The sequence below is a fragment of the Fibrobacter sp. genome (assembly GCF_017545445.1).
Taxonomy (GTDB): domain Bacteria; phylum Fibrobacterota; class Fibrobacteria; order Fibrobacterales; family Fibrobacteraceae; genus Fibrobacter.
The window spans coordinates 108,307-121,770 of the sequence record NZ_JAFWOM010000078.1 but is presented as its reverse complement, the minus strand read 5'-3'; the positions used below and the strand labels follow the sequence as shown (position 1 = coordinate 121,770).

14 protein-coding genes are annotated in these 13,464 nt (G+C 45.4%); 2 read left to right on the top strand and 12 right to left on the bottom strand.

Translation table 11 applies throughout. The features are described from left to right. Nucleotides 1-33: 33 nt before the first annotated feature. The 11 genes from IKG78_RS09435 to IKG78_RS09385 form a co-directional block, all read right to left on the bottom strand. Nucleotides 34-1,089 carry a DUF58 domain-containing protein gene (locus IKG78_RS09435; RefSeq protein WP_290942688.1) on the bottom strand — a complete coding sequence of 352 codons (1,056 nt, stop codon included), beginning with the start codon at nt 1,087-1,089 and terminating at the stop codon, nt 34-36. Between the two features lie 30 nt (nt 1,090-1,119). Then, the gene (locus IKG78_RS09430; RefSeq protein WP_290942686.1) at nt 1,120-3,276 is read right to left on the bottom strand and encodes a TonB-dependent receptor; all 2,157 of its coding nucleotides are present in this window, start codon (nt 3,274-3,276) and stop codon (nt 1,120-1,122) included. Next, nucleotides 3,200-3,769, bottom strand: coding sequence for a hypothetical protein (locus IKG78_RS09425; protein ID WP_290942684.1), 570 nt, complete (start codon nt 3,767-3,769; stop codon nt 3,200-3,202). The genes IKG78_RS09430 and IKG78_RS09425 overlap by 77 nt, the downstream gene beginning before the upstream one ends. 303 nt (nt 3,770-4,072) lie before the next feature. Beyond that, on the bottom strand, nt 4,073-4,348 hold the full coding sequence (locus IKG78_RS09420) for a hypothetical protein (RefSeq protein WP_290942682.1): 276 nt from the start codon (nt 4,346-4,348) through the stop codon (nt 4,073-4,075). A gap of 30 nt (nt 4,349-4,378) precedes the next feature. Beyond that, nucleotides 4,379-4,837 (bottom strand): hypothetical protein, encoded by a 459-nt coding sequence (locus tag IKG78_RS09415; protein ID WP_290942680.1) that lies wholly within the window; start codon nt 4,835-4,837, stop codon nt 4,379-4,381. Between the two features lie 14 nt (nt 4,838-4,851). Further along, on the bottom strand, nt 4,852-5,694 hold the full coding sequence (locus tag IKG78_RS09410; protein WP_290942678.1) for a metal ABC transporter permease: 843 nt from the start codon (nt 5,692-5,694) through the stop codon (nt 4,852-4,854). A 21-nt stretch (nt 5,695-5,715) separates the two neighbouring features. Then, complete coding sequence (locus IKG78_RS09405; RefSeq protein WP_290942676.1) at nt 5,716-6,417, bottom strand: ATP-binding cassette domain-containing protein; 702 nt, start codon at nt 6,415-6,417, stop codon at nt 5,716-5,718. Nucleotide 6,418: 1 nt separating this feature from the next. Next, a complete protein-coding gene (locus IKG78_RS09400; protein ID WP_290942674.1) occupies nt 6,419-7,630 on the bottom strand; it encodes a metal ABC transporter substrate-binding protein in 1,212 nt (403 codons plus the stop codon). A 122-nt stretch (nt 7,631-7,752) separates the two neighbouring features. Beyond that, complete coding sequence (locus tag IKG78_RS09395; protein ID WP_290942672.1) at nt 7,753-8,019, bottom strand: hypothetical protein; 267 nt, start codon at nt 8,017-8,019, stop codon at nt 7,753-7,755. Beyond that, nucleotides 8,019-8,420: a transcriptional repressor gene (locus tag IKG78_RS09390; protein WP_290942670.1), complete on the bottom strand. Its 402-nt coding sequence runs from the start codon at nt 8,418-8,420 to the stop codon at nt 8,019-8,021. Before IKG78_RS09390 ends, IKG78_RS09395 begins: the two co-directional genes overlap by 1 nt. 238 nt (nt 8,421-8,658) lie before the next feature. Continuing rightward, nucleotides 8,659-9,036, bottom strand: a complete 378-nt coding sequence (locus IKG78_RS09385) for an Hsp20/alpha crystallin family protein (RefSeq protein ID WP_290942668.1) — start codon at nt 9,034-9,036, stop codon at nt 8,659-8,661. A 969-nt stretch (nt 9,037-10,005) separates the two neighbouring features. Here IKG78_RS09385 and IKG78_RS09380 point away from each other — a divergent pair. Further along, entirely contained in the window at nt 10,006-11,352 is a 1,347-nt protein-coding gene (locus tag IKG78_RS09380; protein WP_290942666.1) for an AAA family ATPase, read from the top strand. Beyond that, nucleotides 11,339-12,022, top strand: coding sequence for a hypothetical protein (locus tag IKG78_RS09375; protein WP_290942664.1), 684 nt, complete (start codon nt 11,339-11,341; stop codon nt 12,020-12,022). The genes IKG78_RS09380 and IKG78_RS09375 overlap by 14 nt, the downstream gene beginning before the upstream one ends. A 61-nt stretch (nt 12,023-12,083) precedes the next feature. On the opposite strand, the gene IKG78_RS09370 is transcribed toward IKG78_RS09375, so the two are convergent. Next, nucleotides 12,084-13,457, bottom strand: a complete 1,374-nt coding sequence (locus IKG78_RS09370) for a hypothetical protein (RefSeq protein WP_290942662.1) — start codon at nt 13,455-13,457, stop codon at nt 12,084-12,086. Nucleotides 13,458-13,464 lie beyond the last annotated feature (7 nt).

The following is a 13,464-nucleotide window of genomic DNA, read 5'->3' as shown; positions in this document are numbered from 1 at the left end:
GCCGGAATGACATAATAAATCGCGGGGAATGTCTTATCTGCTAGCGGCGCGGGCGCGGCGGCGGAAGTGCTCGATGAGCGGGGCGACCGTTTCCTTGAAGTCGTCGTGCGTCTCGATGCGGACAAAGTCAATGGACATACGCTGGAAGAGTTCCTTGGTCGCTTTGCCTTGACGTTTGGCTTCGCGGGCGAATGCTTCGCGGAAGGCGGCATCGCCGGTGTCGATGAGGAGCGTTTCGCCAGTTTCGGGGTCTTCGAGTTCTACGAGGCCTGCGGACGGGAGTTCCATTTCGCGCGGATCGACGACGGACACGGCGAGAACGTCGTGACGCTTGCGGAGAATCTTGAACGCGTTTTCGAAGCCTTCGTCCAGGAAGTCGCTCATCACGACGACCACGGCGCGGCGGTTCAGAATTTTGCCGGCGTATTCGAGAGCGACTTGCGTGTTGGTGCCGTGATGCTGCGGCTTGAAGTAAAGGATTTCGCGGATGAGGCGAAGCACGTGCTTGCGGCCTTTCTCCGGCGGGATGAACAGTTCGACCTGGTCGGTGTAAATGAGGAGGCCGACTTTGTCATTGTTCTTGATGGCGGCGAACGCGAGGAGCGCAGTGAGCGTTGCCATGACTTCGCCTTTCATCTGCTTACCGGAACCGAATTCCGAGCTGCTGGACGCATCGACCATGAGGAGCATGGTCATTTCGCGTTCTTCGATGAATTTTTTGACGTAAGGCGTGCCGGTTCGGGCGGTCACGTTCCAGTCGATGGTGCGCACGTCGTCGCCGGGCATGTATTCGCGGACTTCGCTGAATTCCATGCCGTTCCCTTTGAAGGAGCTGTGGTAAGCTCCGGTCATCACAGTGTCGAGCGTGCCGCGAACGCTGAGTTCAATGCGGCTTACGGTCTTTAAAACTTCTTTATCGAGCAATTCTTTATCGGCCATCGTAAAATCTTCTAGTTTAACGCTAAAGAATATACAAATATCGCGGGGGAGAGACCATAAATGCGTTTCTATGTAATGGAGAATGGTGATGCCGTCTCGGAATAAATCCGGGATGACATGGAGTCCGGCATGACATTGCGTTTTTGTCATCCTGAACGATAGTGAAGGATCCAGTGATTTTTAGAACTCCGCTTTGGCGAGAATGCTTACGTTGCGGCCTTTTTCGAGCATTACGGATTTGAGGCGGGAAAGGTGGTTGCGAACATCGGCGTTGAACAGGTTGTCGCCGCGGAGGACGATACTGTAGCGGGCGAGCGTGAGTGACCAATGGAATTCGAGGGACGCTCCGAACGTGACGAAGCCGGGGGTGCGTTGCTCGTAACGGTCTAGACGGTTTTGCGCAAGTGCAAATTCCGTGTTGATGCCTGCGCGAACGTGCGTCCAAACGTAAGCGACTTCGCCGTGGAATTTGAACGGCGGGATTTGCGGCATGTCGCTCCAGTTTTCGTTCTGGTAGAACCCGCAAACGTAGCTTGCACCTGCTTGGGCGTAGAATCCTATTTCTGCGACGGTTTCGACGGAAGCGCTTGCGCCCATGAGGAGTGCATCGTCACCACTGACTTGGTAAATCGGCAAAATTTGCGACCAGTTGGTGTCGCCGGTGGCACGTGGTGCAAGGTAGTTTAGGAACCATGTGCTGTGAACGGCTGCTCGCCAGTTGATGATTTCGCCATAATCGCGATATTCGAGTTCGGCTCCGTAACCGCTTTCAGCTTCGAGCTTGTGGTTGCCGCGTTCGTAGGTGTAGGCGGCAAGATGCGGGCCTTGGTTGTAGAGTTCTTCGATGGTCGGGGCGCGTGTGGTGCGGAATATGTCAAGCGTTAGAAATTTGCCGGGAGCGACACGTTGCGAGAATTCGGCAGCGATGGCCCATAGCGTAAAATAGCGGTCTTCGATAACGTCTTTGTCGGCGACGATGCTTTCTTGCGGCCTGAAGAATGCACCACCGAGTCGTGCAGACAAGGTAATCTCTAAACCATCCCGCCATCCGTTTAGGCTGGCGACGGAAAAGAGTGAGGTTGCGTATGAATTTGTCGGAGGCGTAAAGACGTAGCCGCCCATTTCTATAGAGCGTGCATCGAATTCTCCGCCGAAGTGAATGCCGAAAAACGGGCCGCTTTGTGCGATGAATTTTTCGATGTGGACGTTTTCTTGATTGACGGCAAATTCGGCGCCGACGTATTCCTTGGTCTCGTATTCCGTGTGGTGGTACTGATTGAGCCGGAATGTGACGCTTAGCGTGTCGCTTGATTTTGGGGCGGGGAGGTAAAGCCCGCGCAACGTCAAGTCGCGTTTGGAGAGTTCGATGTCAACACCGTTTGGGTGACCGCCAATGAAGCCTCCGGGAATTCCGTAATTGGAACTGAAAGTGCGGAAGGATGCACCGAACTTGAAGCGTTCAAAGCTGTAAGCGGCGCCGACGGCTATGCTTTTATTTTGTATGTCCGTATTTTTGAGATTGCCGTTTGGCGTTTGCATGTCGCCCATGTTACGTGCGGAAAGTTCTCCCTTGAGCGATAGTCTGTGGATGTTGCCGTTCACGCCTACGACGGTAGCGAATCCTGGTTGTCCGCTCTCGGCGTAGTCAGCGATATAGCCGTGAATTTGCGTGTTATTTGTGTTGCGGGATGAGGGGTCGCTAGGTGCGGAATCGCGTGTTGAGGTATCGCCGGTTGATGAATCATGATGCAGTGAATCGTTTGTTGAAAAAGTGCGGGCGGTTGCGATTTCAAAAGGAATGTCGTTATGCTCGACTTGGATGACTCCGCCTGCGGTGGCGAAGGACTGTGTGAGAATTTGCGGGCCACGCGTGATGTGCAGTTTATGTGCGGTCAGGACTTCGGATGCGACTGCGTGATCGGGCGAGGTGGCGCTCATGTCTCCGCAAAAGGAGCCGTCTTCGGTGATGACGACGTGACTGCCGGAAAGTCCTTTGATGACGGGGCGTGCGGCGGCAGGGCCCATGGAGCGTATGGCGATGTCGGGTTCGTTCTTGATGGTTTCTGCGATGGTCGTAGAAATTTTGCGGTCGAGTTTTTCGGCTTTTAAAACTTCGTCTTCGCGGAGTCCGTCTAAAATGGTTTCGGTCGATTGCTCGGCGACAACGGTCGAGTTGCCTAAATCTTGAATAAATTCCTGGGCTAAAGAATGAAGGAAGCCTCCTAGAAGGAGGCTCCCCATGGCAGCCCTAATAAGGGTGCTATTCATGATCGTGCTCGTGATTGTGATTTCCGCCTTCATGCTCATGTTCGGTCCCTGAGCTTGTCGAAGGGTCATCTTCATCTTCCTGGAACGGGCACTTGTCTGCATCCAAAGCCTTATCGACGACAACCTTGATTTCAGGAGTTTTCGCATCGGCGTGGTCGTGGTGCTTGACCTTGAGAATCAAAGTCGTTTCGCCTTTTTTGAGTCCCTTGAGGTGGAATCCCCAGCCACCTTCGAAGTGGATATCAAGAATTTTGCTGTCGCCGACATCCCAGCCGAGAGAATGTTCGTCATCGTTCGGGCCTGCAATTTCTTTCATGTTCTCGTTGAGGAACTTTACATGAATGTGTGCGCTCATGCAGTTGGCATTGACTTTGAGGCCTGGGAGTTTGGAATCTTCTTTGCCGCGGTAAACGCTGTAGAGCGTGTCCCATTCGGCGGAATAGAGTCTCCAGCCTTCGACTTCAAAGTGTTCGTGCTGCTCGGTGGAGGTGGAATTGCTGTCGCCGCAAGCGGCGAAGACGAGGGAGAAAATGGCAAGTGCCAAGAATTGGAGTTTCTTCATTATAAATCCTTTGTTTTGTGCCGGACTCTGTTCCGGCATCGGTTGTGAAAAATGTGTAAGGAGCCCCCGGAATAAATCCGGGGTGACAGGTTGCGCGGGATGACGTCAATCCTGTCATTCCAGCCTTGAGCCGGAATCACCTTGCTGTGTTATTATGTTATGCACTCTGTTGTTCTAAAGCGTGAAACGCCGAAAGTTTCGATGATGAATCGTATTGGATTCTATCGGTCGCCTAAAGGCTCCCTCCAGAATGACATGCGTCCGTCAACGTCATCCTGGAGTGCGATACGCTGAAGAATTCAGTTAAGTTTTGATGGCGGGAGGGCCGCGAGGATTATAATGAAGCGTTTGTGTAAATGGAATTCGCGAGGCGTACTGCATTTGTAGAATAAATAGCAGAACCCAAAATACGACTGCGATAAGCGTGAAATTTTCGAGATTGTATCCATCGTGAATTAATACGCAAATAGGGCAGTCTTCGTGCTCTTCGAAATCGTCATGATGGTGCTCGGCAACAGCCAATAGGCATGCCGCGATGAGCACGATGACGAACTTGCGTATGGATAGCAGATGGCTCATTGTGTGGCTAAAATTTTAAACGATGTTTCTTTATTTGTAAAGTTTTGCGTTCTTGATAATCGGAAATCCAATGCCGTCTTCTTCTTTTTCGAATTCAAAAGTTCCGACAATTGTGATGGATGCGCCTTCATCGGGGTAATCGTTGGGGTATCTGCGGACTTTTGCGGTTTCAAAGGCTAGTCCTTGTGAACAGCAAGCGAGAGCGTCCTTGATGACGCAACCGAAAAAACGTCGTCCGGTTTCTTCGTCTTGATAGCTGGAGAAAGCTCCCTTCATTTTGATGGTTTTGCCGACGAATTTTTTGGGCTCCGTAACCATCTGGAAAACCATGGAATAGACCATGGTGCTGCTCATTTTTGTGAGGTCTATGTCAACGCGGTTTGCGGAAACTTTTTCGGCAGCATCGCTTGCACTTGCAAATGCGAATATGCAAAGAACGGCAACGATTAAAGTTCTAGAAAAAATTTTATATAAATTACATTTGTCCATTTCCATTCTCCTATTTACGTATTTCTATTGCGAATGAAACTTGTCAAATAACAAATCAAAAATGCGACAATGTCCATTGCGACAATCGTAGAACCCACGGGAGTTCCTGCGAGAATCGCGACAAGAATCCCGACTAGCGAACAAATGACTGAGATGATAGCGGCGGCGACTGTCACCGAGAAAAAACTTTTGAATACCCGCATCGCTGAAAGTGCTGGGAACACGACCAATGCAGAGACGAGCAACGCACCGACGAGATTCATCGCAAGAACGATGATGACTGCAATGATAATTGCGATGAGTAGGTTGAACAAGGTAACGTTTACGCCTGTGGCCCGTGCGAAATTTTCGTCAAATGTAATTGCGAAAATCTTGTGGTAAAAGAGTACGAACGTTATGAGAACGACAATCGAAAGGGCTACGCAGAGGTAAACGTCTGTGGGCTTGAGCGTCAAAATGGACATGGAGCCGAAAAGCGTTGTGCAGACATCGCCTGCGACATTTGCCGAAGACGAAAATATGTTCATCAGTAAATAACCGATGGCAAGTGCACCGGCAGAGACCATCGCGATTGCTGCATCCCCCTTGATTCGGGCATCTTTCCCTCCGCAAAGGAGCAGGACTGCAACGATGATTGTTACGGGCAAAATGATGAGCATGTTGTTCGTGACTTTGAGAACCGCTGCAATTGCAAGTGCTCCGAAGGCGACATGCGAAAGTCCGTCACCGATGTACGAATATCGTTTTAGAACAAGCGTTACGCCTAAAAGCGATGAACATAGCGATATGAGCGTTCCCACGATAATTGCATAACGAACAAAGGGAAAGTCTAGGTAGAAAAGAAGGGTGTCAATCATAGTCTGGCTTTGTCGCTTTCGTCAAACGGAAATTTGCTTTAATGTGTAAGGCGATGCCGGAACGGAGTCCGGCATGACATTTTCGTTGGCAGGAAACGTTAGATTATTAAAGTTGAGAATTCTCGTGGCGTATTTTGTTGCGGCTTCGACATCATGCGTGACCATTACGATGGTCATGTTTTTTTGTTCGTGAAGGTCTTTGATGATGTTGTACATGTTTTGCGAAGATTCAGGATCGAGACCTGTGACGGGTTCGTCCAAAAGCAAAAGCCTTTCGGCGGCACATAATGCTCTCGCTAAAAGTACGCGTTGCTTTTGACCTCCAGAAAGCTCGCGGAAGCAGGCTTTCCGCAAGTTTTCGGTTCGTGTCAGTGCCAGACATTCGTTTGCTCGATTCCGGAGGGCGCTACCGTAAAACGGCAAGAGCAGGCTTTTGCCTTGGAATGCCGAAAGCACGATTTCTTCGACGGATGCGGGGAAGTCTTTTTGTGCAATCGTGATTTGCGGCAAGTAGCCGATTTGGTTACGCTGTAGATTGTCGCGAAGTTCAATTTTTCCTGCTTTAGGATGCAATACTCCGGCAAGCCCGCGTAAAAACGTCGTCTTTCCGCAGCCGTTCCTGCCGATGATGCAGAGATAATCGCCAGCGTTGATTTCGTAATTGAAACTGTTGACAACGTTCTTGTTGCCGTAACCGAGCGTGAGATTGTGGCACTTGATCATTTTAATTCAACGCCTTTTTCAAGATTTCTAAGTTTGTTTGCATTATCGTCAAATAGCTTTCGCCTTCGGCAATTTGCTGTTCTGTTACCGATTGCATCGAATTGATGGTGAGAATTTGTGCGTCTTTCGAGTTCTTGCTTGCGGCAAGGACTGCGCTTGCGATTTTCTTGTTCCCTTTTTCGATGGTGAGAATTGCCGGGAGCGAGTCGGAATCCATCTTGTTTGCGAGGAAAGCGATTGTCTCAAAGCTTGCCTCGCTTTCGGCGGAACAGCCCACAAACGCGGCATAATACTTAATACCATAATCGTCCACCAAATAACGAAAAGGAAATCTGTCGCCAAAGAGAATTGTCTTGCGATGTGCACTTTCGATGGCTTTGCGGTAATCTCCGTCAAGAGCCGTGATTCTTGCGATGTAATCGGCGGCGTTGTCCTTGTAGGCAGAGGCGTGGGCCAAATCGAGCTTGGCTAATTCTACGGTAATCTTTTGTACGAGAATCTCGGCATTTTTCAACGAAAGCCAAACATGTTCATCGTTTTCGACTTCTTCATCGTGATGATGGTGTTCCTTGGTCCCTGAGCTTGTCGAAGGGTCGGCGTGTTCGTCGTGATGATGCTCGTGCTTTTCGTTGTGTGTCACTTCGGCAGGCTCAGTGACCTTATTATGATGATGTTCTGCGTGCTCCTTGTGTTCGTCGTGATGATGGTGATGTTCTTCCTCTTTCGTCTCTTGTTCAGGTTGGTGCACTTCGGCAGGCTCAGTGACCTTTTGTCGAACCACGTCTTTCGTCTCAAAACCTTGCATGCCTTCGACGATTTCTTCTGCTTTTACGCGGTCGCCAAGTGCTTTCATCAAGTTGATTTCGGAACGCCCCTTTTTCGGAGTGGCTTCAAGAGCGTCTTTAATCCATTCGTCGGATTCGCCGCCTACATAAATGACCATGTTTGCGCTTGCAATTTTTGCGATATCTTGAGCGGTGGGCTTATAGCTGTGCAAATCCACTCCGTTCTTGATGAGTAGCGTGAGTTCTACGGAATCAGCACGTTGTCCGAGGATTTCTTTAACCCAAGCGTATTCCGGGTAAATCGTTGTGACGATGGAAAGCTTAGTTTGTTCCGGCTTTTTGTCGGAGGATTCGTTGCAAGCAACGAGTGAAAAGATTGCTGCCGCGAAAACGGAAAGCAGCAAAGAATAAAATGAAACTTTTTTCATTTTTGGAATCCTTTTTTTTGAATGAAGTACCATTGTGATTATGGACCCTATCGCTGCGGCATCTCGCCTTGCTCCAGGGTGACATGACAATCTGAAGAAGATTTGTTTATCAGTGGTTTTGCTTAATTCAATAAAAGGATTTTTTGCGAGACAAGCGTAATCGGGCGTAAGATAATGACTGCGAAATGTACGAGCTTGAACAGAAAACAACGACAAATCAAATCAATCGGTGTCGCGACGAGTTCAAAGCAAAATTCCGAAATCAGGTCGAGGCAATGATGGATGTGGTGGCAAGTGTGGCAATGTTCGCCATGACAATGATGTTCGACGTGACGCTCCGTATAAATGAGTGCCAAAACGACAATCAACTTGTCAAAAAAGTGAAACATTAACGACTCCGCTTGCTGCAAACGGCACAATGGCCTAGTAAAACCGATTGCTGCTGGTCAAGGACAAAGCCGTTCAGACGTTCGATGGAATGTTGCAAAAGGCGTAGCGCAGGTCCTTCCAAATGGAAAAACTTGCCGCAGTCTTTGCAGACAAGGTGCATCTTGGACGCACAACGCCCCGGACCTGTGTAGCGGTATTGGAGTTCGTTGTTTTTTTCGGCACCAACGATTTGCACCATTCCTGCTTCTTCAAGCCTGGCTAAATTTCGGTAGATGGTGCTCAACGAAACTTCGGGCAAACTTTGTGCGATTTCGGAGGCTTTGAAAATGCAATCAGGATTCTTGGCTATATAGTCCAGAATCATTTGACGGGTCTGTGTTTTATATTCCGTTTTAACCATCGTTTTGAAAAATGCGAATCATTTGCAAATTCAAATATAGCACAAAAAATGAATTTTGGCAATAGGAAAGGAGATGCCCGATGGTTCGGCAGGCTCACCAACCTTAGTCGGGCATGACAGCATTGAAAAAATTTTGGCAATATGCAAAAAGGAATTCCCGACATCGCTGCCGGAAATTCCTTTGTTGTTCTAAGGAGGAGTGTATGAAAAAGACTTTGTTTGGCGTTAGCCCTATCGGTTAGGCGATGGAAATCTTGCGGGCTGCGGCCTGAGCTTTCTTCGCAAGGTCGAATTTCAAGATGCCGTTTTCCAAAGAGACCTTGATGTTGTCTGTATCAATGTCTTCGGCAAGGCGGAAGCTGCGTTCGTAAGTGAACTTTTCGTCCTTGCGTGCGCGGGTAGCCTTGACGGTCAAGATGTTCTTTTCGACCTGGATGTCCAAATCTTCTTTCTTGACGCCCGGAATTTCGACTTCAAGTGCGAATCCGTTTTCGGTCTCGTAGTAGTCGGCCTTCGGCGTGTAAGTGCATTCGCCCTGTGCGTTTGCGGCGTTCAAGCTGTCAAGGAAGTTCTGGATACCGTAAAAAGCGTTCGGAATAATCTGTGTGTTCATCATAATTTTAACCTCTTTTTTGTTGCGGGCTCGTCGTTTGCGTTGGCCCTGTTTTGTTCTCGCACTACTATTAGCGAAATGCGTGCCAACTTTTTTGTTTTCGTGTGCCGGGAGAAATTTTTTTCTGAGAAATGTGCGCGGATGTCGGAAAAATGCTGCGAAAATGGCGAAATTTTGCGAAATTCGGCAATTCTTGCGAGAACGTGCGGTGGAAAACGCACGGAAAAGTGTGCGGAAATGGCGGAAAAATGCGATTGGAACGTCGCTGGTGAGGCGGGTATTTCAGAAAGTGACGGTCAATGTTTCGCGAGTGAAACGGTTGGTGCGTCAAAATGAAATGGGGTTGTGTTGTCGTCGTTCTTGACTGGGCTACAAATAGTTTTCTCGTTTATTTGATTTACAGTCGCTTTTACAGTCGGCTGTCCTTCATTCAGTTCAAACGGGGGCACGTTAATCTTGTTGAATGGAATCGTCGCCACGATGAAATGGCGCTTGCGCAACGGGTAGGAAAAAATTTTACAAAGCGGATCATTTTTATCCTATCGCCCAATCTTTTACCTAACTATTCACCCAGCCACAATTTCAATCGCAAAATTTCTAATCAACATTCGCTCAATGTGTTTTGACCACCTATTTGACTACCTGTTATAACACTTATTGTAGCTTTTATTGTCGGCTTTATTGTCGGGTTTACAGTCGGCATTCCTTGATTTCAGGAAGAAATAGCGGAAAATTCAAATTATTTTGCGTTTTTAATACATTTTGTATCATTTTTTTTGCGAAATATTTTGCAAATTTACAACAGTAAATGAACGGCGCCACCCCCATCCGAATCTCGAGCCCAGACCGTCAAAAATGAAATTATTATTGAATTTCAATACATTTTGTATCATTTTTTAATAATATTTTCATAAAATTTATCTTTTTTTGATACAATTTGCTATTTTCTGTATAGAAATCTGGAATAGCACCATGTCAATCATACAGATACAATCCATTACGCTAAACAACTTCAAAAACGTAGTCCATGGTTTCGTTGAATTCAAGAACCATGTTCTGGGCGTTTATGGTCAAAATGGTTCTGGCAAAACGGCGATTGTCAATGCTCTTGAATTTTTACAATGTCTCGCCAGAGGGGACTCCCTGAATCCGATTGCAGCTCATTACATCTTGCGTGGGCAAAAATCATCTGAATGCACTTTCTTGTTCAATGTTTTTGAAAACGATGAAATAGTCAAAACACTAAGCTACACCTTTTCTGTAGAATTGAATCATGAAAGCGGCTTGCAAGTTGTAGCTGAACAGCTAGTCGAAAAGGTTACCGACAAAAAGCAGACCACTCTCGTCAAGTATGAAAAAAACAACGAAATGCAGTGGCTGACTCCGGCTGCCGACTGGAAGGCAATTACAACCAATAAAGATTATGCCATCAAGCTCGGTGTTCTCCGTGAAATCGCCGGCAAAGAAAGGCGTTCGTTTATTTTTTCAAATGACTTTTCCAAAATTGTCAAAGAGTCAAAACTTGTTGATGTCGAAAGAATCAATACTATTGAACAACTGAAACATTTTGCTAAAGAAAATCTCTTCGTCATCAGAAACAATGGCAACGGTCCGTTTAATCTTGATTTTTCGTTTCCGTTTAATTTTAAACACAAAGAAAAAGAAAATCTTTCGTACGGAACTATCCAGTTGTCTTTGACAAGCCCGACAATTACCGACAAGCCGGCATTCAGTATCATCAACAACACATTCACCGAATTAAATATCGTTCTTCAGGAAATTGTTCCCGGATTAAAGGTTGTTGTGAAAAATGAAGGCCCACAACAGACGCCCGATGGTAAAGAAGGCGTCCGTTTCGAATTGCTTTCCCAAAGGGACGACAATCCCGCCATCCCGCTCTTGTTTGAATCTGAGGGCATCAAGAAGATTATCTCCATCCTTAGCCTGCTCATCTCGGTTTATAACAATCCCTCGACATTCCTTGCCGTTGACGAACTGGATGCGGGCGTTTTCGAATTTCTGCTGGGAGAAATTCTCGAGATTATCGAGGAGAAGGCGAATGGCAAACTGCTGTTCACATCACACAACCTACGCCCCCTGGAAATGATCAAGAAGGAGTCCCTGATTTTCACGACAACGAACCCCGAAAATCGATACACACGGCTTTCCGGATTGCAGACGAACAACAATCCGCGCAGCGTTTACCTGAGAAGCATCAGCCTCGGTGGACAAAAGGACCCCATCTATCAGGAAACTAACCACTTCAAGATTGCCAGAGCTTTCAGAAAGGCGGGGAAAATCGTTAATGGGAAAAACTAAGAAAGTCATCTTGTTCGTTGTCGAGGGGATTACCGACAAGACGGCGCTGGGCGCAGTTCTTGATGCCATCCTCAGCAATGAAAAGATTCACTTTGCCATCACTGAAGGCGATATCACGACAAAGGACGATGTCAATGCGTCCAATGTGATTCGCCGTATCAACGAAATCGTGAAGTTCACGCAAGAAAGGTATCATTTCAAGGTATCCGACTTGCTGGAAGTCGTTCACCTGATTGATGCCGATGGAGCATTTATTCCCGATACCGCAGCTATTGACAATCCCGACGCAACGCACATCCAATACACGCTACAAAACATTCAAACCAACGATGTTGAGAAAATTATAGAGCGTAACCAAAAGAAGCTCAGCCTTGTAAAACTTCTTAGGAGCAAAACGGAAATCAACAAGAAGCCGTACAAGATGTTCTACTTCTCACGAAATCAGGAACACGTTTTGCATAACGAAGCTAGGGAATTAACCGCCAGCGAAAAGAATACGTTGGCCGACCAATTCGATGACCTGTATGGTGACGCTCCCGAAGCATTTCTAGAGTTTATCAAGTCTAAGGATTTCGCAGTTCCTGGGGACTATGCGGAGACCTGGAATTTCATTGAGGACGGTATTCATTCTCTAGAAAGGTGGAGCAATTTTCATTTGTATTTTGGGTGATTGTTTGTGACTCTTTTCAATAGAGATAGGGCTTGGCTTACCTTCTCACCTCCCAAGGAGTTTAGCAATCCAATTTTTCTTTTTTTATAATTTCATCTATCTTTATTCCATAAGGAATATTTTTTCTAAGTAATTCTTTTTCACGCTCGTCACCTTTTTCAAACCTTTCTTTGATAAATGGTAAAACACAAGTGTCAAAAAAGGTAAAATCCTTTTTCCCATATTCCATCATCAGAAAAATCTTTATTGAAGAAGCATTTTCTGAAGTGATTCGATCCATTTTTACAAGAATATTAACTAAGTCATTTACATACTGTGTATTTTGATATTCTTTTAATTTTTCCCATACATCTCGCAGATTTTCATGCATAAGATAATCATCTTCTTTAAATTTGATGAACATTTCACCAAAATAACCCACAAATCTTCTCAAAGAAAAATCTCTATTATCCACACAAAGAAAATTCCAATTTGCTTTCGCACAGACTTCTAGTAATTTTGAAAAAATTTCGTTAATGATGAGTAGTTCTGCTTTAGTTGATTTTTCAATAAGCGACACATTTATTGAGTCAATATTTGAAAATAAACCAAATTGTAGATTTCCACTCTCACTCTGTAGTTTCAAAATATGGTTATACATATTTTCATATATTTTTAAGTCTTCACAATCAAACAGTTTTATTTTTGTATTGAAATATGATAAAATATCGTACTTCTCTACAAGTGAACTGCTAATCCATTTCGAAAACTCATATTTCCCATTGTTATAACCTTTTTTTCTTAATAGTGACTCTTCATCCAACACCATCTCTTGTATTATTGCTTTCAAAAGCAATTCATTCTTGTATTTCTTAGATGAAGTTTGATAAACATTTAAAATTTTTTCTACAGCCTCTTCATCATTCTCTACAATGAATCTTGAAAAAAATCTTGCAGATAAAAGACTAATAGTATTATATGCATATGGTTCTATTTCTTTATTAGTTTTATTCAGCGGTTGATCAGAAGAAGAATTTGTAATCAAAGCATTTAAAGAAATACACACGCTGTCAATATATTTGCCAATAGGAATATTTTTATTTATGCATTCCTTTATATAATCAAAATAAACCTTTTCCTTTCCTTTCTTATAGACCAAATTTTTAGTCACTAAATAATATGAATATATAAGAAAAAGAACAAAAGATACAAAAGAAATAATATTCCAAGTAAAAGGCTTGCCAAAGAAAAGAAATGGTGGACCGGGAATGATATCGACAATACTAGAAACAAAAGCTCCGAACACAAAAATTATCAAGAAAAAAATGAATTTCTTCTCCCCTAAACATTTAAGCTTTATCTTAATATGAGAATCAGAGGATATATTTAAATACGAAAATAACAACGTGCCTACAATTAGGGCACTTGAAAGAGGTATAAGGTTTATATTTTCCATAATTTGT

Bases quoted from the DNA above. Each gene is read 5' to 3' on its own strand.
- IKG78_RS09385 (WP_290942668.1), bottom strand. From the start codon at position 9,036: ATGATGAACACACAGATTATTCCGAACGCTTTTTACGGTATCCAGAAC.
- IKG78_RS09400 (WP_290942674.1), bottom strand. From the start codon at position 7,630: ATGAAAAAAGTTTCATTTTATTCTTTGCTGCTTTCCGTTTTCGCGGCA.
- IKG78_RS09410 (WP_290942678.1), bottom strand. From the start codon at position 5,694: ATGATTGACACCCTTCTTTTCTACCTAGACTTTCCCTTTGTTCGTTAT.
- IKG78_RS09370 (WP_290942662.1), bottom strand. From the start codon at position 13,457: ATGGAAAATATAAACCTTATACCTCTTTCAAGTGCCCTAATTGTAGGC.
- IKG78_RS09435 (WP_290942688.1), bottom strand. From the start codon at position 1,089: ATGACAAAAACGCAATGTCATGCCGGACTCCATGTCATCCCGGATTTA.
- IKG78_RS09375 (WP_290942664.1), top strand. From the start codon at position 11,339: ATGGGAAAAACTAAGAAAGTCATCTTGTTCGTTGTCGAGGGGATTACC.
- IKG78_RS09395 (WP_290942672.1), bottom strand. From the start codon at position 8,019: ATGTTTCACTTTTTTGACAAGTTGATTGTCGTTTTGGCACTCATTTAT.
- IKG78_RS09430 (WP_290942686.1), bottom strand. From the start codon at position 3,276: ATGACCCTTCGACAAGCTCAGGGACCGAACATGAGCATGAAGGCGGAA.
- IKG78_RS09380 (WP_290942666.1), top strand. From the start codon at position 10,006: ATGTCAATCATACAGATACAATCCATTACGCTAAACAACTTCAAAAAC.
- IKG78_RS09420 (WP_290942682.1), bottom strand. From the start codon at position 4,348: ATGAGCCATCTGCTATCCATACGCAAGTTCGTCATCGTGCTCATCGCG.
- IKG78_RS09415 (WP_290942680.1), bottom strand. From the start codon at position 4,837: ATGGACAAATGTAATTTATATAAAATTTTTTCTAGAACTTTAATCGTT.
- IKG78_RS09425 (WP_290942684.1), bottom strand. From the start codon at position 3,769: ATGAAGAAACTCCAATTCTTGGCACTTGCCATTTTCTCCCTCGTCTTC.
- IKG78_RS09390 (WP_290942670.1), bottom strand. From the start codon at position 8,420: ATGGTTAAAACGGAATATAAAACACAGACCCGTCAAATGATTCTGGAC.
- IKG78_RS09405 (WP_290942676.1), bottom strand. From the start codon at position 6,417: ATGATCAAGTGCCACAATCTCACGCTCGGTTACGGCAACAAGAACGTT.